Origin of the sequence: Stutzerimonas sp. VN223-3 (genome assembly GCF_045999685.1) — a bacterium.
In the GTDB taxonomy this organism is placed as follows: Bacteria; Pseudomonadota; Gammaproteobacteria; order Pseudomonadales; family Pseudomonadaceae; genus Stutzerimonas; species Stutzerimonas stutzeri_AR.
Map to the genome: position 1 here is coordinate 810,236 of NZ_RBEC01000002.1, position 18,792 is coordinate 829,027.

Below are 18,792 nucleotides of genomic sequence, written 5' to 3' on the forward strand. Positions count from 1 at the left end.
CGTGGCTCTACGGGATTGCCGCCGCCAGCCGGAGCGCCGGTTACGAGCAACGGCGCAAAGATACCCAATAGCAGAAGTGCAAGCCGACACATCCGTTACTGGCCGCGGGTGAGATTCAAGCCCTTGAGCAGATTCAGTGCCTGACCGAGCTGGAAATCCTCGTCCTGAGGGCGCGGAGAGTCGCTGGCGATCTGGGTGCTGGAAGGGCGATCCGGGCCGCCATTGCCGTTGCCCAGATGGCCGGCGAGGTCCGCTTCCCGAATGCCTTCGGCCGTCTGTTCACGAGTGAGCTTGGCGCGGGTCACTTCGATATCCGGCTTGATGCCCTGGGCCTGGATGGAGCGGCCATTGGGCGTGTAATAAAGGGCTGTGGTGAGTTTCAGCGCGCGGTCGTTATTCAGTGGCAGCACGGTCTGTACCGAGCCTTTGCCGAAGCTGTCGGTGCCCATCACTACGCCGCGCTTCTGGTCTTGCAGGGCGCCGGCGACGATTTCAGATGCAGAGGCGCTGCCACCATTGATCAGCACGACCAGCGAAACACCCTCACTGGCATCTGCGGGGTCGGCATTGAAGCGCAATTCGGAGTTGGCGATGCGGCCCTTGGTATAGACGATCAGACCGTCGGTGAGGAAATGGTCGGACACCTCGACAGCCGCCTGAAGCACGCCGCCCGGATTGTTGCGCAGATCGAGCACCAGTCCGTTGAGCTTCTTGCCGTTTTCCTTGCGCAGCTGCGCGAGCGCTTTGCCGACTTCCTCACCGGTATTGATCTGGAACTGCGTGACGCGTAGATAGCCGTAGCCGGGTTCGAGCAGTTGGCTCTTGACGCTGTTGACCTTGATGATCGCCCGGGTAAGCTTGACCGTGAAGGGTTTGCCGCCCTCACGCACCAGCGCCAGCGAGATATCGCTGCCTGGCTTGCCGCGCATCATGCCGACTGCGTCCATCATCGACATGCCCTTGGTCGGCTTTCCATCGATCTTGACGATCAGATCCCCTGCCTCGATGCCGGCTTTGGATGCCGGGGTGTCATCGATTGGCGATACGACCTTGAGGAAGCCGTCCTCCATGCCGACCTCGATCCCGAGACCACCAAACTCGCCGCTGGTGCTTTCCTGCAGCTCGGCGAAAGCTTCGGGTTCGAGATAAGCGGAGTGCGGATCGAGATTGCTGAGCATGCCCTTGATGGCGTTTTCCAGCAGGGTCTTGTCATCGACTGGCTCGACATACGCGGCCTTGATTCGGTCCAGCACCTCGGCGAAGGTGCGCAGCTCTTCCAGCGGCAGCGGTGCCTTGGTGGTCGGAGCTTCCAGCGTGATCGGCTCTGGCGCCAGCTCTGCCGGTGGTTGCTGAGCCCAGGCACTACCGTACATCCCCAGCATGATGGCCAGGGCTAGGGTGGATGGACGGGCGAAACGGCACAGGTGCAGCATGTCTGACTCCAGTTGTGAGGGGCGCGCTAGCAGCCGAACCGGCTTATCCTTGCGCACGACACCATTGTGCCGGATCGCTCGGGCGACCCTGTTGGCGAATGGCGAAATACAGTGCGGCAGATTCCTGCCCGCCACTGTTTCCTACGGTGGCGATCGGATCGCCAGCCTTGACTATTTCTCCTGCGTCGCGAAGCAGGCTCTGGTTGTGGCCATACAGGCTGAGGTAGCCGTTGCCGTGATCGAGGATCACCAACAGACCGGCGCCACGCAGCCAGTCGGCAAATACCACCCGGCCGCCATGCACCGCGCGAACCTGTGTGCCGATGTCGGCACCGATCAGGACGCCGTCCCACTTGGTTCGAGCGTCGCCGCCGCGCGGAGTGCCGTAGCGAGCGACCAATCTTCCATCCACCGGCCAGGGCAGCTTGCCCTTGGCGCTGGAGAAAGGGCCGCCGAAATTGCCGCCTGCACTTGAAACCAACGGGCCGGAAGGTGCTGAAGCGGTGCTACCGGAACGCTGCTGGCGTGACTGTTCCTGGCGTGCGAGTGCCAAGGCTCGCTGACGTTCCTGCTCGGCTTCGCGTGCCTGGCGGGCCAGGGTTTGCTCGATGGTTTTGAGAACGCGCTCGAGTTGAGCCTGTTCCTGTTTGCGGGCTTTGAGCTTCTGGTCTCGACCGGAAATGTCGCGGTCGAGCTTGGCCAGTGTCTGTTGGCGTTCCTCGCGGATTTCGGCGAGCTGGGCGCGCCGCTCCTTCATTCCATCCTGCTGCTCTGCGAGTGTCGCCTGTTGCGCCTCGATGCCGGCTTCGACATTGGCCAGTTGAGCCAACGTTTCGTTAAAACTCTCGACCTGTTCGAAGCGAGCTTTGCTGAGGTAGTCGTAATAGGTCAGGGTGCGGCTGAATTTTTCCGGGTTCTGCTGGTTGAGCAGCAGCTTCAGATATTCTTGCCGGCCACTTTGGTAAGCGGCGCGCGCCTGGATGCCAATCAACCGCTGCTGCTCGATGCGGGCGCCTTCGAGGGTGGTCTTCTCTTCATTGAGGCGTTCCAGCTCCGCTTCGCTGCGATCGATCTCCTGCTGCAGTGAGTCGACCTGCTTTTCCAGCTGGCCCATCTCGCTTTCGGTGGTCTGCAGCTGCTTCTGTACGGCGGACTTCTCCTGCTCGATTTGCTTGAGCAGTTTCTGTAGCTCGGCTACATCTTTGCGCGCCGCTTCGATCTGTTTGCGGGCGTCAGCGCGCTCGTCGGCGATAGCCGAACCAAGCAGGCAGAAAAGCGCGAATGCGAGAAAAATACGAGGCATGAGAGGGTGTAACCGAGAGTTCAACGACCACCGTAGTATGCCTAAAAAACCAGCGGCAAGCTGCAAGCCTTGCGCCGTAAATAGCCGCGACGATAACCGGTACGCCTTTGCAGGCGCACCGGCATTATGGCCTGTCAGTTCGGGGCGACGTGGTTCAGCTCAGCTCGACGATCGAGCGACCGGTCATTTCCGGCGGCACCGGCAGGCCCAGCAGGGTCAGCATGGTTGGCGCCACATCGGCGAGTACCCCGCCTTCGCGGATCGTCAGGTTGCGCTTGCCGACATAGATGAACGGCACCGGCTCGCAGGTGTGAGCGGTGTGCGCCTGCCCCGTCATGACGTCTTCCATCTGCTCGACGTTGCCGTGGTCTGCCGTGATCAAGGCTTCGCCGCCGACCTTCTCCAGTGCCGAGACGATGCGGCCAACGCACATATCCAAGCATTCCACAGCTTTCACTGCTGCCTCGAAGACCCCCGTGTGGCCGACCATGTCGCCGTTGGCGTAGTTGACGATGATGACGTCGTACCGCTGGTTCTCGATGGCGTCGACGATGCGGTCGGTCACTTCCGGCGCGCTCATTTCCGGCTTCATGTCGTAGGTGGCGACCTGCGGCGACGGGATCAGGATGCGCTCCTCGCCGGCGAACGGCTCCTCGCGGCCGCCAGAAAAGAAAAAGGTGACGTGAGCGTATTTTTCCGTCTCGGCGATGCGCAACTGGGTCTTGCCGTTGTTCGCCAGGTACTCGCCGAGCACGTTGGTTAGCGCTTCCGGTGCGAAAGCACTGGGCGCTGGGATGCTCGCGGCGTATTGCGTGAGCATCACGAAGCCGGCCAGTTGCGGCATGCGGGCACGTGGGAATTCGTTAAAATCAGGCTCCACGAAGCAGCGCGTCAGCTCGCGGGCGCGGTCGGCGCGGAAGTTCATGAATATCACTGCGTCGCCGTCTTCCACTCGCACCGGCTCGCCGATGGTGGTGGCCTTGACGAACTCGTCGCTCTCGCCGCGCTCGTAGGCGGCAATCAGACCATCGACCGCGTAATCAGAGTGGTAGTCGGCCTTGCCGTCGACGATCAGGTGGTATGCCTGCTCGACCCGATCCCAGCGGTTGTCACGATCCATGGCGAAGTAGCGGCCGATCAGGCTGGCGACGCGGCCCTTGCCCAGGCGTGTAAAGGTGGCCTGCAACAGTTCGATGGAGTGCTGCGCGCTTTTCGGCGGGGTATCGCGGCCGTCGAGAAAGGCGTGAAGGTAGATTTTCTCGGCGCCACGTTTGGCCGCCAGTTCTGCCATGGCGACCAGATGGTCTTGATGGCTATGAACGCCACCATCTGACAGCAGGCCAAGGATATGCACCGCCTTGCCGGCGCTGGCAGCCTTGTCGACCGCAGCGCAAATGTTCGGGTTCTCGAAAAAATCGCCGTCGCGGATCGATTTGGTCACGCGGGTGAAATCCTGATACACCACGCGGCCTGCGCCCAGGTTCATGTGGCCGACTTCGGAGTTGCCCATCTGGCCATCCGGTAGACCTACGTCCATGCCGCTGCCGGAGATCAGCCCGTGTGGCTGAGTAGCGCACAGATGGTCATAGACCGGCTTGTTTGCTGCGTGAATGGCATTGAATTCCGGGCTGTCGCTATGTCCGAAGCCGTCGAGGATGATCAATACCAAGGGTTTTGGCGCGGCAGGCATGTGTCTGGCTCCTTGCACGGGGGCGCATAAAAATGGCGGCGAGTCTACTGGCTAGCCGGTTTGGCGTCACGATTCGCTAGGGTTCAGCCTGATGGGGTGGGCTGTGTATACTGGCCCGCATTTTATCCTCTGGGTACCCTGTTGATGGTCGCTAACCTGATTGAATTTGTCTCTAACCACTATGTTCTGGTCAGCATCTTTCTAGTGCTGCTGATCCTTCTGGCCTTTACCGAAGCGCGAAAGGGCGGCAAGAGCCTGAGCAATCGCGAGCTGACCAGCCTGGTCAACCGCGAAGAAGGCGTGGTCTTGGACGTGCGGGCGAAGAAGGAGTTCGACGCCGGCCACATCGTCGATTCATTGAACATTCCCTACGAGAAACTGGTCAGCCGACTAGGCGAGCTGGAAAAGCACAAGGGCAAGACGATCATCGTCGTCGATGCCATGGGCCAGCACGCCGGAACGGCCTGCCGCGAGCTGCAGAAGGCGGGCTTTACTGCCGCCAAGCTGTCCGGAGGGATTTCCAGCTGGCGCGGCGAGAATCTGCCAGTGGTCAAGTAACTATGCCTAAAGTCGTCCTCTATACCACCGCCTGGTGCCCGTTTTGTGTTCGGGCGAAGAGTCTGCTCGATCGCAAGGGGGTCAACTACGAAGAAATTGCCGTAGACGGCAAGCCGGCGTTGCGCTCGGAAATGGCAAGCAAGGCCGGGCGTACCTCGGTTCCGCAGATATGGATCGGCGACGAGCATATCGGTGGCTGCGACGAGCTGCATGCGCTGGAGCGGGCCGGTCGGCTGGATGCGATGCTGCAGGCTTGATTCGATTTAACGGAACCTGCTGCAGACGCTGGTGAGAGCCGGTCCTGCCAGGGCGATTTACATACAACACGCACAACAAGAAGGCTTCACATGACTGAACAAGCAAACAACGGCGCGGCCGCGGCTCAGGAAGAGCAGGGTGCACAGTTTTCCCTGCAGCGGATTTATGTTCGCGACCTTTCCTTCGAGGCGCCCAAGAGTCCTGAGATATTCCGCCAGGAGTGGAATCCGAGCGTTGCGCTGGATCTGAACACCAAGCAGAAGTCGCTCGAAGGCGATTTCCATGAAGTGGTGCTGACGTTGTCTGTAACGGTCAAGACCGGTGAAGAAGTCGCCTTTATCGCGGAAGTTCAGCAGGCCGGCATCTTCCTGATCAAAGGACTCGAAGCGCAGGCCATGAGCCACACCCTTGGCGCGTTCTGCCCGAATATTCTGTTCCCCTATGCGCGTGAGGCTTTGGATAGCTTAGTCACCCGTGGTTCTTTCCCGGCATTGATGCTGGCGCCGGTGAACTTCGATGCGCTGTATGCCCAAGAAATGGCGCGCATGCAGCCGGGCAACGAAGCGCCGGCTACCGCTCACTGATAAAAACTCCGGCGGCCGTAGGGTGGGCTTCAGCCCACCACAAGCAGATGGCGATCCCGTCACGGTGGGCTGAAGCCCACCTTACCTCGCTTCCAGCTTGCGTTAGCGCACCTTTACGACCAGTTTGCCCACGGCCTTGCGCTGACCCAGCGTATTGATCGCTTCAGCGGTCTGTTCGAGGGCAAAAATCTGCGATACCAACGGTTTGAGTTTGCCTTCGGCATGCCACGCGAATAGCTGCTTGAAGTTGGCGGCGTTGTCGTGCGGCTGACGTTGCGCAAAGCTGCCCCAGAATACCCCGATCAGCGAGGCGCCCTTGAGCAGCGGTAAATTTGCCGGCAGCGACGGGATGTCGCCAGCAGCGAAACCGACTACCAGCATGCGACCGTTCCAGGCGATGCTGCGGAACGCCTCTTCGAACAGCTGACCGCCCACCGGATCGTAGATTACGTCCACGCCCTGGCCACCCGTAAGTTCCTTCAGACGCTCCTTGATGCTCGTTTCGGTGTAATTGATCAGCTCGTCGGCGCCCGCGTTTTTCGCGACCGCTAGCTTCTCAGCGTTGGAGGCGGCGGCGATTACTTTGGCACCCATAGCCTTGCCGATTTCTACTGCTGCCAGGCCAACGCCGCCGGATGCGCCTAATACCAGCAGGGTTTCGCCAGGTTGCAGGTTGGCGCGTTGTTTCAGCGCATGCATCGAAGTGCCGTACGTCATGCTGAACGCGGCGGCTGTTTCAAAATTCATCTCCGGAGGAATCGGCATTACGTTATGCCCCGGAACGATGACCTGTTCGGCGAAGCTGCCCCAGCCAGTCAGCCCCATTACCCGGTCGCCAACTTTGAGGTGGGTGACCTTCTCGCCGACCGCGGCGACCACCCCAGCAGCCTCGCCACCCGGCGAGAATGGAAAAGGCGGTTTGAATTGATACTTGCCTTCGATCATCAGTGTGTCTGGAAAGTTGACACCGGCGGCATGCACATCGAGCAACACGTCGCCCTTCTTGATTTGTGGGCTATCGACTTCTTCAATGACGAGTTTTTCGGCCGGGCCGAATTCTTTGCACAGGACAGCTTTCATCGGGTTTCCTTTATCGTTATCAGGTGAATGAGGCCGTGGCCGCTTTGTCCGGTCAGTCTAGAAGGCTACTCATTCGGCGCAACGAGCATGGTCTGTCCTGATGGCAATACATAAGGCCGGGCTTGGGTCCGCGCCTGGCACTGGTTATGCTGATCGCTGTTTTCCCTGGAGTTGCCCCGTGACGCGAATTCTTTTCCTTTGTCTGGCTCTTGGCATGGCATTGCCGGCTCTGGCCGAAACATCCGAAGCCGATGCGGCTGCGACGAAAACCATTTATTACGCGCTGGTGCCTGCATTGGTCGGTAATTACGGTTCGGATGGCCGGCTGAAATACTACAAGGCAGATATCGCGCTGCGCGTCAGCGGCAGCGAGGCGGAGGCGAAGGTCAAGCACCACGAACCGTTGATTCGCAACCAACTGGTGTCGCTGTTTTCACAGCAGACGGACGCCAGCCTGGGTACTGTCGAGGCTAAAGAAGCGCTTAGGCAGGAAGCGCTCAAGCAGGTGCAGGCAGTGCTCACTCAAGAAGAAGGCGAGCCCTTGGTGGACGACCTGTTGTTCAATAATCTGATTATCCAGTAGCGCCCGCGGCGCGGCGGAAGGTCCGGCTGGATCAGCGCATGGCCAGGATGGCGTGCCACTCGCTTTCGTTAACCGGCATTACCGAGAGTCGGTTGCCTTTTTTCACTAGCGCCAGTTGTGCCAGGGCCGATTCCATCTTCAGCTGCGGTAGCGTCAGCGTGGAGCAGAAGCACTCGACGAAGCAGACATCGACCGCGCTCCACGGATTTTTCGTTTCGCTGGCCTTGCCGTCGAAATAGGGGCTGTCAGGTTCGAGTGCGGTTGGGTCAGGATAGGCGGCGCGCGTGATCCTGCCGATTCCGGCAATGCCTGGCGTCGCACAGCTGGAGTGATAAAAGAAGAAAGAATCCCCTTCTGCCATCGCGCGCAAGAAGTTGCGGGCCTGGTAGTTGCGTACGCCATCCCAGCGTCCCGTGCCGAGTTGCTGCAGGTTCTGGATGGAAAATTCATCGGGTTCGGATTTCATCAGCCAGTACGGCATGTTCTTTGCTCATCGCTCTTGCTTGGAAAGGGTTCTCGAATGCAAATTCCCCGACAACCGGTCACGACGCTTGTTTGCGCTGTACCGAGGCATGGCGGAGAATGCCGCGCTTGAGGTTGGCAGTGTCGAGTCCAAAACGAAAACGAACTGACTCGATGCAAGATTGTTCGCCTGGCAGGGGGAGGCAAAAACTATGAAACGCAAGCCAGATATTCTTTGGGTCTTGGTGCTGATTTTTGGTCTCGGCGTAGTAACCACGGGCTATACCCAGGGGCTATGGGAGCAATCGGCTGACGCATCTTCGATGGTTCCAATCAGCCACTCGCAACAACTTCAGCGCTAATCAGCTAAGCCGCATGGATGCGGCCGCAACACCGTCTTGGATCGTCCCGCCTCATTTCGCATACCAGCCGCGATCCGTCACCGTAGCCTGCAGGCTCACGTCCCAGATTTCCATCGGCAAACGATCAACCTTCTGGCATTCATGGGCGAGTCCCAAAAGAGTCGGTTTGTGACCTTTTTTGCGCCTTTTGCGATACGCCAGACTGCGATCATAAAAACCTCCGCCCATACCCAGGCGGCCGCCGTACTCGTCAAATCCCACTAGTGGCATCAGAACCAGGTCGAGCGTCCAAATCGGTCGCTGCCGCGCGGGGCGAAAGCCCGGCTCGGCGATACCGAAGCGATTTGGCTTCAGACGTTCGTTCGGCATGATCCGCTGGAACAGCATTCGTGTTCGCGGCCAGGCGTTGAGCACGGGCAAAAAGGTTGCCTTGCCGCGTCGTTGCGCTTCCAGCAAGAGCGGTCGAGGATCTATTTCGCCATCGTTGGGCAGGTACAGGGCAATGTGGCTGGCGCGGCGAAAAAGCGGATGCTGGGCCAGCTGTCGATAGAGCGCTTTCGCCGCTCGACGCTGCTGGATGGGGGAGAGCTGGCGGCGAGCTTGCCGCAACTGGCGTCGCAGCACCCGGCGAGAGAGGCCTTCGGCTACGATCATAGAATCAGGCTCCCCAGCATGCCGCTGCCCGCGTAGGCCCTTGAACCCGAGAGTTCAAGGTGGCGACTACAGAGTACCTTAAGGCTTTCCGTCAGGCGGACATGCACACCGGCACTACGTGTAGCCTCCATGGTGTTGCTTATCGGGAGAGGGTCATCGCCGACTGGCGAACATGCCAGGGAGTTGGCGGGATTATAACGCAATCTGCCTGCCGTTCATCAGTTGCCAGAAGGGTTTGGATCGGTGGCCAGGGCGCTGTCGACCCGCTCCAGCAAGGTACGGACGTGCGCACGGGCGCTGTTAGCCTCAGCGTCCAGGCGATCATGCTTGTGCAGTAGTTCGTGCGTGATATTGAGCGCGGCCATCACTGCGACGCGGTCGGCACCGATGACTTTCCCGCTACTGCGAATTTCGCGCATCTTGCGATCCAGGTAACTCGCTGCACCTTCAAGGTTGCTGCGTTCTTCGGGCGGGCAGGAAATGCAATATTCCTTGTCCATGATGTGCACGGTAACGGTGTTCGGCTGGGTCATGAGTCCTGCTCCAGGGCTTTCAGGCGCGAAATCATTGATTCGACCTTCACCCGGGCCATTTCGTTCTTTTCAATCAGATGAGCGCGTTCCTCACGCCAAGCCTGCTCACTGTGGAGCAGCAGGTGATTTTGCGCCTTGAGTTGCTCGATGCGCTGAATCAGCTGTTCCAGCCTGGCGGTCAGTAATTGCAGGTCGGCGTCTTCCATGGGATTCCCGGTAAGTGGCGCGAGCGTTGGGCGATCCGGCTTCGATGGTCTTGGCTCGTGCGCCGATGCTAGGATACAAGGCCTTCATTCTAGACATTAGCGCCTCTGTGCGCCTAGCTGCCAATGCCCATTCAGAACTCGCCGTATGCTGCTTTCGCCACACTGCTGGCCAACAGTGCCCAACCCGTCACACCCGCCGAGCTGCACGGCCTGTTGCTAGGACGCAGCTGCGCAGGTGCCGGATTCGATGCTGAGTCTTGGCTGGTCGACGCCACCGAGCTGCTCGGTGCCGCGCCGGAGGACTCGGTTCGTCAAGCGCTTATCGGATTGCAGGAGATGGTTAAAGGCGAACTCGCCGGCGACGACATCGCTATTGTGCTACTGCTGCCCTCCGACGATGCACCGCTGGCTGAGCGTGCGCTCGCGCTGGGCCAGTGGTGTCAGAGCTTTCTTACCGGCTTCGGTCTGGTCGCTGGCGATCGTGCGCTGAGCAGCGAGGCGATGGAGGTCCTGCAGGATCTGGCCGCGATTGCTCAGATACAGGATGCGCTGGACGAGTCCGAGGATGGCGAAAGCGATTACATGGAAGTCATGGAATATCTGCGTGTCGCGCCGTTGTTGTTGTTTACCGAATGCGCCAAACCGGTGCCGCCGACACCCAAGCCCTCCTTGCATTGAGGACCAGTTTGCACATGAACCGCATCCCGAAGTCGGATTACGCTCGTCGGCGCAAGGCGCTAATGGCGGAGATGGAGCCCAACAGCATCGCGATTCTGCCAGCGGCGCCGATGTACATCCGCAACCGCGATGTCGAGCATATCTACCGTCAAGACAGCGATTTCCAGTACCTCTCCGGTTTTCCCGAACCTGAAGCGGTGATTGCGCTGATTCCCGGCCGCGAACACGGCGAGTACGTGCTGTTCTGTCGTGAACGTGATCCGGCCCGCGAATTGTGGGATGGGCTGCGGGCGGGGCAGGACGGCGCCATCGCTGAATACGGTGCCGACGATGCCTTTCCCATCGGCGATATCGACGACATCTTGCCGGGGTTGATCGAAGGTCGCTCGCGTGTTTACTACGCCATCGGCAGCAACCAGGAATTCGATCACCGCCTGATGGAATGGATCAACACCATCCGCTCCAAGGCCCGCCAAGGCGCCCAGCCGCCGAACGAGTTCGTCGCTCTCGATCATTTGCTGCACGACCTGCGTTTGTACAAATCGGCGAACGAAGTGAAGGTCATGAAGCAAGCGGCGGAAATCTCCGCCCGCGCCCATGTCCGCGCCATGCAAGCCAGCCGTGCCGGGCTGTACGAATACCATCTCGAAGCGGAGCTGGACTACGAGTTCCGCAAGGGTGGCGCGAAAATGCCGGCGTACGGCTCGATCGTCGCGGCCGGCAGGAATGCTTGCATCCTGCATTACCGCGAGAACGATGCCGCGCTCAAGGACGGCGATCTGGTCTTGATCGACGCTGGTTGTGAGATCGATTGCTATGCCAGCGATATCACTCGGACCTTTCCGGTCAACGGTCGCTTCTCGCCCGAGCAGAAAGCCATCTACGAGCTCGTGCTGGCTGCCAATGAAGAAGCCTTCAAGCACATCGCACCGGGCAAACATTGGAACGAAGCGCACGAAGCGACGGTACAGATCATCACGGCCGGACTGGTCGAGCTGGGGCTGCTCCAGGGCGACGTTGAAGAGCTGATCACCACTGAAGCCTACAAACCGTTCTATATGCATCGCGCCGGTCACTGGCTGGGCATGGATGTGCATGATGTCGGCGATTACAAGATCGGTGGTGAATGGCGGGTGCTTGAGCCCGGCATGGCGATGACCGTCGAGCCGGGTATCTATATCGCTCTCGACAACCAGGACGTGGCTAAGAAATGGCGTGGCATCGGTGTACGCATCGAGGATGACGTAGTGGTGACCCGCACCGGCTGCGAAATTCTCACTGGCGGTGTGCCCAAGAGCATCGCCGAGATCGAGACATTGATGGCGGCAGCCACCGAGGTCGCGTAGCCATGGGCACGCTGGCCATCGTTGGTGGCGGTCTGGTCGGTGCCAGTCTGGCGCTGGCGCTGCAGAAGGGCGCCAAGGAGTACGGCTGGACGATTGAACTGATCGAGCCGTTCGAACCTGGCAACGAATATCAGCCAAGCTACGATGCGCGCTCCACGGCACTGTCTTACGGCACCCGCCTGATCTATCAACGGTTGGGCGTCTGGGGGCGGATTGCCGAGCGTGCCGAGCCGATCACTCATATTCATGTTTCCGATCGCGGTCGCGCTGGCGCCACTCGACTGGATGCCAGCACCGAGCAGGTGCCAGCGTTGGGCTATGTGGTGGAGAACGCATGGATTGGCCATTGCCTGTGGCAGGCGCTGGATGATGAGGTGGTGGTTCGCCATTGCCCCGCCGAAGTCGAACGCATGCAAGCGTCGGCAGGCGGCTATCAGCTGACGCTGACTGACGGAAAACAGCTCGACTGCGATTTGGCTGTGCTTGCCGATGGCGGGCGATCCGCGTTGCGCGAGCAGCTTGGCATCGAGATCAAGCGCACCCCCTATGATCAATCGGCGCTGATCGCCAACGTGACGCCGGGTAAACCCCACGGCGGCCATGCCTTCGAGCGTTTTACCGACGAAGGGCCGATGGCGCTGCTGCCGCTACAGGACAATCGCTGCGCATTGGTCTGGACGCGTCCGGAGCAGGACGCCGCGCGCCTGGTCGCACTTCCCGAAGCGGAATTTCTTGATGAGCTGCAGCAGGCGTTCGGCTATCGTCTCGGTGGCTTCCAGCAAGTCGGGGCGCGGCATCTTTACCCACTGATGCTGATCGAGGCCGATGAGCAGGTTCGCTCCGGTCTGGTCGTGCTCGGCAATGCTGCGCACAGTTTGCATCCTATTGCTGGGCAGGGTTACAACCTGTCGCTGCGAGATACCGAGGCGCTTGCTTCGATGCTGTTGAGTAGTCCGCAGCGGCTGGGTGAGCTGGGTGTGCTGCAGGTTTACCACAAACGCCAGCGTTCGGATCAGCGGCTTACGGTCGGCTTTTCCGACCAGTTGACCCAGCTGTTTGGCGAGTCAGGGCGTCTGGCTATTGCCGGTCGTAATCTCGGCCTGGTTGCGCTGGACCTTTTGCCGCCCGCCAAGAAATGGTTCGCACGTCAGGCGATGGGGTTGGGCGTACGCAAACTCTGATTTGCGGGGCCGCCGGATGTGCGGAACGCGCTGGTCGCGTGGGAACGAAGGCCCTCTATATAAGCCGCAGCCGCAGGCCCGGCACGCAGGAGAGAAGTGATGCAAGCGGACCTCATCATCGTTGGCGCCGGGATGGTCGGCAGCACGCTGGCGCTGGCGCTGCAGCATTCCGGGCTGACCGTCAAACTGATCGACGCGGGCCCGTTGGAAAGCCAGGCCTTTGCGGTCGCCGATCCGTTCGAGCCGCGCGTCAGCGCATTGTCTGCGGCCAGTCAGCGGATTCTCGAGCGCGTCGGCGCCTGGTCGGGCATCGTCGATCGGCGTGCCAGCCCTTATTCCGACATGCACGTGTGGGACGGTTCCGGTACTGGGCAGATCCACTTCTCTGCCGCGTCGGTGCATGCCGAGGTGCTCGGCCACATCGTCGAAAACCGTGTGGTCCAAGATGCTCTGCTGGATGCGTTGAAAACTAACGACGCGATCGAGCTGATGCCTGGAGCGCGCCTCGAACAGTTGCATCAGAATGAAGCCGGTTGGACCCTGACGCTGGCGGACGGGCAGCAGCTCAGCACCGGTCTGCTGATTGCCGCTGATGGCGCCAATTCGGCGGTGCGCCGCCTGGCTGGCTGCGAGACCCGCGAATGGGACTATCTGCATCACGCCATAGTGACCAGCGTGCGTTGTACCGAGCCGCATCAGCAAACGGCCTGGCAGCGCTTTACCGATGACGGCCCGCTGGCGTTTCTGCCGTTACGGCGCGAGGCCGATGATCACTGGTGTTCGATCGTCTGGTCGGTCACCGAAGACGAGGCACAACGCCTGATGGCACTGGACGATGATGCGTTTCGCCAGACGCTTGGGCGGGCCTTCGAATATCGTCTGGGCGAAGTGCTCGAAGCCGATCCGCGTTTATGCATCCCGTTGCGTCAACGCCATGCCAAGCGCTACGTACAGCCGGGCCTGGCCTTGATCGGCGATGCCGCGCACACCATTCACCCGCTGGCAGGGCAGGGTGTAAATCTCGGACTGTTGGACGCTGCGGTGCTCGCCGAAGTCCTGCTCGCAGCGTCCGCTCGCGGTGTCCAACTTGGCGATCCGCGTGTGCTTGGACGTTTCGAACGTCGGCGGATGCCGCATAACCTGGCCATGATGGCCGCGATGGAGGGGTTTGAGCGCTTGTTTCAGGCCGATCCACTGCCGCTGCGCTGGTTGCGCAACGCCGGCCTGAAGGGTGTGCAGGTGCTACCTGAGGCGAAGGCGATGTTCGTGCGGCAGGCGTTGGGATTGAGCGGCGATCTACCGGATCTGGCACGGCTCTGACAGCGGATCAGCGGACATTCATCGTGGTCAGCGATAATGTCGCGTTGAGAAACTAAATGACATTCACTACTATTTGGCCTCGTTCACGAATTTATAAGAGGCTGATCCATGCAGGCAAGCAAAGGTTTACTCGCTGCTCTGGCGCTCACTGCGCTGTCGAGCGCTGCACAAGCTGCCGATGAAGTGGTGGTCTATTCCTCTCGGATCGACGAGCTGATCAAGCCCGTTTTCGATGCCTACACGGCCAAGACGGGTGTGAACGTGAAGTTCATTACCGACAAAGAAGCGCCGCTAATGGCCCGTATCAAGGCCGAAGGCGAAAACACTCCTGCGGATCTGCTACTGACGGTGGATGGCGGCAACCTCTGGCAGGCCGAGGAAATGGGCATCCTGCAGCCGATGAAATCCCAAGTGGTGAAAGACAATATTCCCGCTCAGTACCGCTCCTCCACCGACGCCTGGACCGGCCTCTCGCTGCGTGCCCGAACCATCGTCTACTCCCCCGAGCGCGTCGAGGAAGGCGAGCTGAGCACTTACGAAGCACTGGCCGACAAGAACTGGGAAGGCCGCCTGTGCCTGCGTACCAGCAAGAAGGTCTACAACCAGTCGCTGACCGCCACTTTGATCGAAACCCACGGCGCCGAGAAAACCGAAGAGATCATCGAGGGTTGGGTGAACAACCTGGCTACCGACGTCTTTGCCGACGACAATGCCGTGATTCAGGCAGTCGATGCGGGGCAGTGCGATGTGGGCATCGTCAATAGCTATTATTATGGCCGTTTACATGCGCAGGATCCGGAGCTGAAAGCCAAGCTGTTCTGGCCGAATCAGGAAGGCCGTGGCGTTCATGTCAATCTCTCCGGTATCGGTCTGACCAAGCATGCGCCGCACCCCGAAGCCGCGCAGAAACTGGTCGAGTGGATGACCACTGCCGAGGCGCAGAGCATCTTCGCCGACTCCAATATGGAATTTCCGGCAAATCCAGATGTGAAACCGTCTGCCGAAGTAGCCGCTTGGGGTGACTTCAAGGCTGACACCATTCCGGTAGAGGTTGCCGGCGAGCGGCAGGCCGAAGCGATCATGCTGATGGATCGCGCGGGCTGGCGTTAAGGCAGCTTGCAGCTACGGCTGTCGTTATACTCAACGCCCCCGGCATGCCGGGGGCGTTGTCTTTTTTGCTTCCGAGGCTTGAGTGTCCCACCCCGTCGAGCGCCGCTGGTATCCCATCACTTTCGCAGTCGCCGCGTTGGTATTGCTGCCGCTAAGTGTCCTGTTGTTCAGCTGGAACGACATCGACACCAATATCTGGTCGCACCTGTGGGAAACCCAGATGCCGCGTTTGCTGGGCAATACGTTGACGCTGGTGCTGGGTGTCGGCGTCGGCGTGATCGTATTGGGCGTCAGCTTGGCCTGGCTGACTGCCCTGTGCGAGTTCCCTGGGCGGCGCTGGCTGGATTGGGCGTTGATGCTGCCCTTCGCGATCCCGGCGTATGTGCTGGCGTTTGTCTTTATCGGTCTGCTGGATTTTGCCGGCCCGGTGCAGACGCTGGCGCGCGAGTGGTTCGGCAGCGGCATTCGCTTTCCTCGGGTCCGCTCCACGGGCGGCGTGATTGCCGTTCTGGTGCTGGTGTTTTACCCCTACGTCTATTTGCTTGCACGCGCGGCATTCATTGCCCAAGGCAAGGGATTGATGGAGGCGGCGCGAGTCCTCGGCCAGTCGCCGTGGAAGGCGTTCTGGAGCGTGGCGCTGCCGATGGCGAGACCGGCCATTGGCGCCGGACTGGCGTTGGCGCTGATGGAAACGCTGGCCGATTTCGGCGCTGTCGCCGTATTCAATTTCGATACCTTTACCACCGCCATTTACAAGACCTGGTACGGCTTCTTTAGTCTCACCAGCGCGACTCAACTGGCCAGCCTGTTGCTGCTGGCGGTAATGCTGGTGCTTTACGGCGAGCGCCGTGCGCGTGGCGCCGCCAGGCCCGCGAATGATCGGGCGCGATCTGCTGCACTCTATCGACTGCGCGGGTTCAAGGCTTTCGCTGCCGCCAGCTGGTGCGGCCTGGTATTTCTATGTGCCTTCGTCCTTCCGATGCTGCAGCTGCTGGTCTGGCTCTGGCAACGCGGGCGCTTCGATCTCGACGAGCGCTATGCCGGACTTATCCTGCATACGCTCTACCTGGGCGGGATCGCTGCGCTGATTACGGTCGCGGTCGCACTGCTGTTGGCCTTTGCCCGGCGGCAGGCGCCAGTGCGCTCGGTGCGGGCAGCTGTGGGACTGGCGAATCTTGGTTATGCCCTGCCGGGGTCGGTGCTGGCGGTGTCAATCATGCTTGCGTTCAGCTATCTCGATCGCGAGCTGGTCATCCCGTTCTCCGCCTGGATCGGTGGTGCCGGCAAGCCAATCCTGCTGGGTAGTCTCGGTGCGTTGCTGCTGGCCTATCTGATTCGCTTCATGGCGGTGGCATTCGGGCCGCTGGAAAGTGCTCTGGCACGCATTCGCCCGTCGCTGCCGCAGGCGTCGCGCAGCTTGGGCGTCGGCGGATCAGCGCTGTTCTTTCGGGTCTATCTGCCGCTGTTGTTGCCTGGCACGCTGAGTGCCGCCTTGCTGGTGTTCGTCGACGTGCTGAAGGAAATGCCGGCAACGCTGCTGATGCGGCCGTTCGGCTGGGACACGTTGTCGGTACGAATCTTCGAAATGACCAGCGAGGGCGAATGGGCGCGTGCCGCGCTGCCAGCACTGACGCTGGTGCTGGTCGGCTTGCTGCCGGTGATCCTGCTGATTCGTCGTTCGGCCCGGCGGATCGGGTGACCGCGCTCACTCCATCGCCTCACCGTGACCTGTCACAACCTTGGGGCTACAATGCGCGCCATTCAAAAATCGTCGGGGCCACGTACCCGACTCTAATAAGCTTTACCCACGCCGCTTCGGCGACCTGCCCGGAAGGAGAAACCCATGGGTCAGCGTACTCCCCTCTATGATCAGCACCTCGCACTCGGCGCCAAGATGGTCGATTTTGGCGGCTGGGACATGCCGCTGCATTACGGTTCCCAGGTAGAAGAACATCACCAGGTGCGACGTGATTGTGGAGTTTTCGACGTTTCCCACATGACGGTTGTCGACATCGCTGGTACCGATGCAAAGGCCTATCTCCAACACCTGTTGGCCAATGATGTGAGTCGCCTTGGAGAGGTGGGTAAGGCGCTGTACACCGCCATGCTCAACGAGCGCGGCGGGGTGATCGATGATCTCATCGTCTACCTGACCGACTGGGGTTATCGCCTGGTCGTCAACGCCAGTACTCGTGACAAGGATCTGGCCTGGATGCAGGCGCAGGCCGAAGGATTTTCCGTCGAGATCAAGGAGCGGTCTGAGCTGGCAATGCTCGCGATCCAAGGGCCGCAAGCACGGGCCAGAACTGCGGAGCTGGTTACTCAGCCCAGAGCTGCGCTGATTCAAGAACTCAAGCCGTTTCAAGGTCGTGCCGCCGGTGACTGGTTCATTGGCCGCACCGGCTATACCGGCGAGGATGGGCTGGAGATCATCCTCCCGGCCGATCAGGCACAGGATTTTCTCAGCGAACTGGTCGGTGCGGGCATTTCCCCGATCGGACTGGGCGCGCGCGATACCCTGCGCCTGGAAGCCGGGCTGAATCTGTATGGCCAGGACATGACCGAAGAGGTTTCGCCGTTGCAGGCGAACATGGGCTGGACCGTAGCGTGGGAGCCGGCTGACCGTGGCTTTATCGGCCGCGCCGCGCTGGAAACGCAGAAGGCCAACGGCGATCTGCCGAAACTGGTCGGCCTGGTGCTCGAGGAGCGCGGTGTACTGCGCGCCCATCAGGTGGTGCGTGTTAACGGCGCTGGCGAAGGTGAGATCACCAGTGGCAGTTTTTCGCCTACCCTTGGCAAGTCCATCGCGCTCGCGCGTGTTCCTGCTGGAGCGGGCGACCGTGCGGAAGTGGAGATCCGCGGTAAATGGTATCCGGTGCGTGTGGTGCAGCCGACTTTCGTGCGCCACGGCAAAGTACTGGTGTAAATTCGGCCATCTGCTTCCCTGCGGCGGGTGCTGAATCTGCTTCGTGCCCGCAAACCGAACAGTTTTTTGAGGACTTAAAATGAGCAACATTCCCAGCGATCTGCGTTATGCCGCCAGCCACGAGTGGGCCCGCCTCGAAGCGGACGGCAGTGTCAGCATCGGCATTTCCGATCACGCCCAAGAAGCGCTGGGCGACGTGGTGTATGTGGAACTGCCGGAGATCGGCCAGCAGCTTACCGCCGGTCAGCAGGCGGGCGTAGTGGAGTCGGTGAAAGCCGCTTCGGATATTTACGCACCGATTTCCGGCGAAGTGGTCGCCGTCAATGAGCAGCTCTCTGACTCGCCCGAAATGGTCAACGGCGAACCCTATGGCAGCTGGTTCTTCCGCCTCCAGCCGAGCGACGTTTCGGAATTGAACAAGCTGCTCGACGCGGATGGCTATAAGGCCTCCTGCGACGCCGAAGCCTAAGCGTTCCCTATTAAAGAGCCCCGCTATACAGGCCGTGTGAAAACGTAGCACAACAG

The 18,792-nt window shown here is 60.4% G+C and carries 21 protein-coding genes and 1 other RNA gene; 13 read left to right on the top strand and 9 right to left on the bottom strand.

The window, feature by feature from the left end; genetic code table 11:
- Positions 1-95: 95 nt before the first annotated feature.
- The 3 genes from D7241_RS12485 to gpmI all read right to left on the bottom strand — a co-directional run bounded on the left by D7241_RS12485 (position 96) and on the right by gpmI (position 4,426).
- Entirely contained in the window at positions 96-1,433 is a 1,338-nt protein-coding gene (locus tag D7241_RS12485) for a S41 family peptidase (protein WP_408101789.1), read from the bottom strand.
- Positions 1,434-1,476: 43 nt separating this feature from the next.
- Positions 1,477-2,736 (bottom strand): murein hydrolase activator EnvC family protein, encoded by a 1,260-nt coding sequence (locus tag D7241_RS12490; protein WP_408101790.1) that lies wholly within the window; start codon positions 2,734-2,736, stop codon positions 1,477-1,479.
- A 154-nt stretch (positions 2,737-2,890) separates the two neighbouring features.
- A complete protein-coding gene (gene gpmI / locus D7241_RS12495; protein ID WP_408101791.1) occupies positions 2,891-4,426 on the bottom strand; it encodes a 2,3-bisphosphoglycerate-independent phosphoglycerate mutase in 1,536 nt (511 codons plus the stop codon).
- A 144-nt stretch (positions 4,427-4,570) separates the two neighbouring features.
- Here gpmI and D7241_RS12500 point away from each other — a divergent pair, with 144 nt between their 5' ends.
- From D7241_RS12500 to secB, 3 genes are all read left to right on the top strand, one after another.
- Positions 4,571-4,984: a rhodanese-like domain-containing protein gene (locus D7241_RS12500; RefSeq protein ID WP_255978074.1), complete on the top strand. Its 414-nt coding sequence runs from the start codon at positions 4,571-4,573 to the stop codon at positions 4,982-4,984.
- 2 nt (positions 4,985-4,986) lie between these two features.
- Positions 4,987-5,241 carry a glutaredoxin 3 gene (grxC, locus tag D7241_RS12505; RefSeq protein WP_255978072.1) on the top strand — a complete coding sequence of 85 codons (255 nt, stop codon included), beginning with the start codon at positions 4,987-4,989 and terminating at the stop codon, positions 5,239-5,241.
- A gap of 90 nt (positions 5,242-5,331) precedes the next feature.
- The gene (gene secB / locus D7241_RS12510) at positions 5,332-5,826 is read left to right on the top strand and encodes a protein-export chaperone SecB (protein ID WP_255978070.1); all 495 of its coding nucleotides are present in this window, start codon (positions 5,332-5,334) and stop codon (positions 5,824-5,826) included.
- Between the two features lie 102 nt (positions 5,827-5,928).
- Here the strand turns inward: secB and D7241_RS12515 are convergent, their stop codons facing one another.
- Positions 5,929-6,906, bottom strand: a complete 978-nt coding sequence (locus tag D7241_RS12515) for an NADPH:quinone oxidoreductase family protein (protein WP_408101792.1) — start codon at positions 6,904-6,906, stop codon at positions 5,929-5,931.
- Between the two features lie 178 nt (positions 6,907-7,084).
- Between D7241_RS12515 and D7241_RS12520 the strand changes: the two genes are divergently transcribed.
- On the top strand, positions 7,085-7,489 hold the full coding sequence (locus tag D7241_RS12520) for a flagellar basal body-associated protein FliL (RefSeq protein WP_408101793.1): 405 nt from the start codon (positions 7,085-7,087) through the stop codon (positions 7,487-7,489).
- A gap of 31 nt (positions 7,490-7,520) precedes the next feature.
- Here D7241_RS12520 and D7241_RS12525 read toward each other — a convergent pair whose 3' ends face one another.
- Positions 7,521-7,970: an EVE domain-containing protein gene (locus tag D7241_RS12525; RefSeq protein ID WP_408101794.1), complete on the bottom strand. Its 450-nt coding sequence runs from the start codon at positions 7,968-7,970 to the stop codon at positions 7,521-7,523.
- Positions 7,971-8,163: 193 nt separating this feature from the next.
- Here D7241_RS12525 and D7241_RS12530 point away from each other — a divergent pair, with 193 nt between their 5' ends.
- Positions 8,164-8,313: a hypothetical protein gene (locus tag D7241_RS12530; protein ID WP_408101795.1), complete on the top strand. Its 150-nt coding sequence runs from the start codon at positions 8,164-8,166 to the stop codon at positions 8,311-8,313.
- A gap of 51 nt (positions 8,314-8,364) precedes the next feature.
- Here D7241_RS12530 and D7241_RS12535 read toward each other — a convergent pair whose 3' ends face one another.
- From D7241_RS12535 to D7241_RS12550, 4 genes are all read right to left on the bottom strand, one after another.
- Positions 8,365-8,967 (bottom strand): 5-formyltetrahydrofolate cyclo-ligase, encoded by a 603-nt coding sequence (locus D7241_RS12535; RefSeq protein ID WP_408101796.1) that lies wholly within the window; start codon positions 8,965-8,967, stop codon positions 8,365-8,367.
- A gap of 6 nt (positions 8,968-8,973) precedes the next feature.
- Positions 8,974-9,152: non-coding RNA, 6S RNA (gene ssrS / locus D7241_RS12540), on the bottom strand.
- A gap of 33 nt (positions 9,153-9,185) precedes the next feature.
- On the bottom strand, positions 9,186-9,500 hold the full coding sequence (locus tag D7241_RS12545; RefSeq protein ID WP_255978062.1) for a cell division protein ZapA: 315 nt from the start codon (positions 9,498-9,500) through the stop codon (positions 9,186-9,188).
- Positions 9,497-9,706: a TIGR02449 family protein gene (locus D7241_RS12550; protein ID WP_255978060.1), complete on the bottom strand. Its 210-nt coding sequence runs from the start codon at positions 9,704-9,706 to the stop codon at positions 9,497-9,499. The genes D7241_RS12545 and D7241_RS12550 overlap by 4 nt, the downstream gene beginning before the upstream one ends.
- A 123-nt stretch (positions 9,707-9,829) precedes the next feature.
- Here D7241_RS12550 and D7241_RS12555 point away from each other — a divergent pair, with 123 nt between their 5' ends.
- The 8 genes from D7241_RS12555 (at position 9,830) to gcvH (ending at position 18,736) form a co-directional block, all read left to right on the top strand.
- Positions 9,830-10,384: a YecA family protein gene (locus tag D7241_RS12555; RefSeq protein ID WP_255978058.1), complete on the top strand. Its 555-nt coding sequence runs from the start codon at positions 9,830-9,832 to the stop codon at positions 10,382-10,384.
- Between the two features lie 14 nt (positions 10,385-10,398).
- Complete coding sequence (gene pepP / locus D7241_RS12560; RefSeq protein WP_408101797.1) at positions 10,399-11,730, top strand: Xaa-Pro aminopeptidase; 1,332 nt, start codon at positions 10,399-10,401, stop codon at positions 11,728-11,730.
- Positions 11,731-11,732: 2 nt separating this feature from the next.
- Positions 11,733-12,911 carry a 2-octaprenyl-6-methoxyphenyl hydroxylase gene (gene ubiH, locus D7241_RS12565; RefSeq protein WP_408101798.1) on the top strand — a complete coding sequence of 393 codons (1,179 nt, stop codon included), beginning with the start codon at positions 11,733-11,735 and terminating at the stop codon, positions 12,909-12,911.
- Positions 12,912-13,010: 99 nt separating this feature from the next.
- Positions 13,011-14,231, top strand: a complete 1,221-nt coding sequence (locus D7241_RS12570) for a 2-octaprenyl-3-methyl-6-methoxy-1,4-benzoquinol hydroxylase (RefSeq protein WP_408101799.1) — start codon at positions 13,011-13,013, stop codon at positions 14,229-14,231.
- A 108-nt stretch (positions 14,232-14,339) separates the two neighbouring features.
- Positions 14,340-15,341, top strand: a complete 1,002-nt coding sequence (locus D7241_RS12575; RefSeq protein WP_255978050.1) for an extracellular solute-binding protein — start codon at positions 14,340-14,342, stop codon at positions 15,339-15,341.
- A gap of 82 nt (positions 15,342-15,423) precedes the next feature.
- Entirely contained in the window at positions 15,424-17,040 is a 1,617-nt protein-coding gene (locus D7241_RS12580; protein WP_408101800.1) for an ABC transporter permease, read from the top strand.
- A 144-nt stretch (positions 17,041-17,184) separates the two neighbouring features.
- The gene (gcvT, locus tag D7241_RS12585; protein WP_408101801.1) at positions 17,185-18,267 is read left to right on the top strand and encodes a glycine cleavage system aminomethyltransferase GcvT; all 1,083 of its coding nucleotides are present in this window, start codon (positions 17,185-17,187) and stop codon (positions 18,265-18,267) included.
- 79 nt (positions 18,268-18,346) lie between these two features.
- The gene (gcvH, locus tag D7241_RS12590) at positions 18,347-18,736 is read left to right on the top strand and encodes a glycine cleavage system protein GcvH (protein ID WP_255978044.1); all 390 of its coding nucleotides are present in this window, start codon (positions 18,347-18,349) and stop codon (positions 18,734-18,736) included.
- The last annotated feature ends 56 nt before the right edge of the window (positions 18,737-18,792 follow it).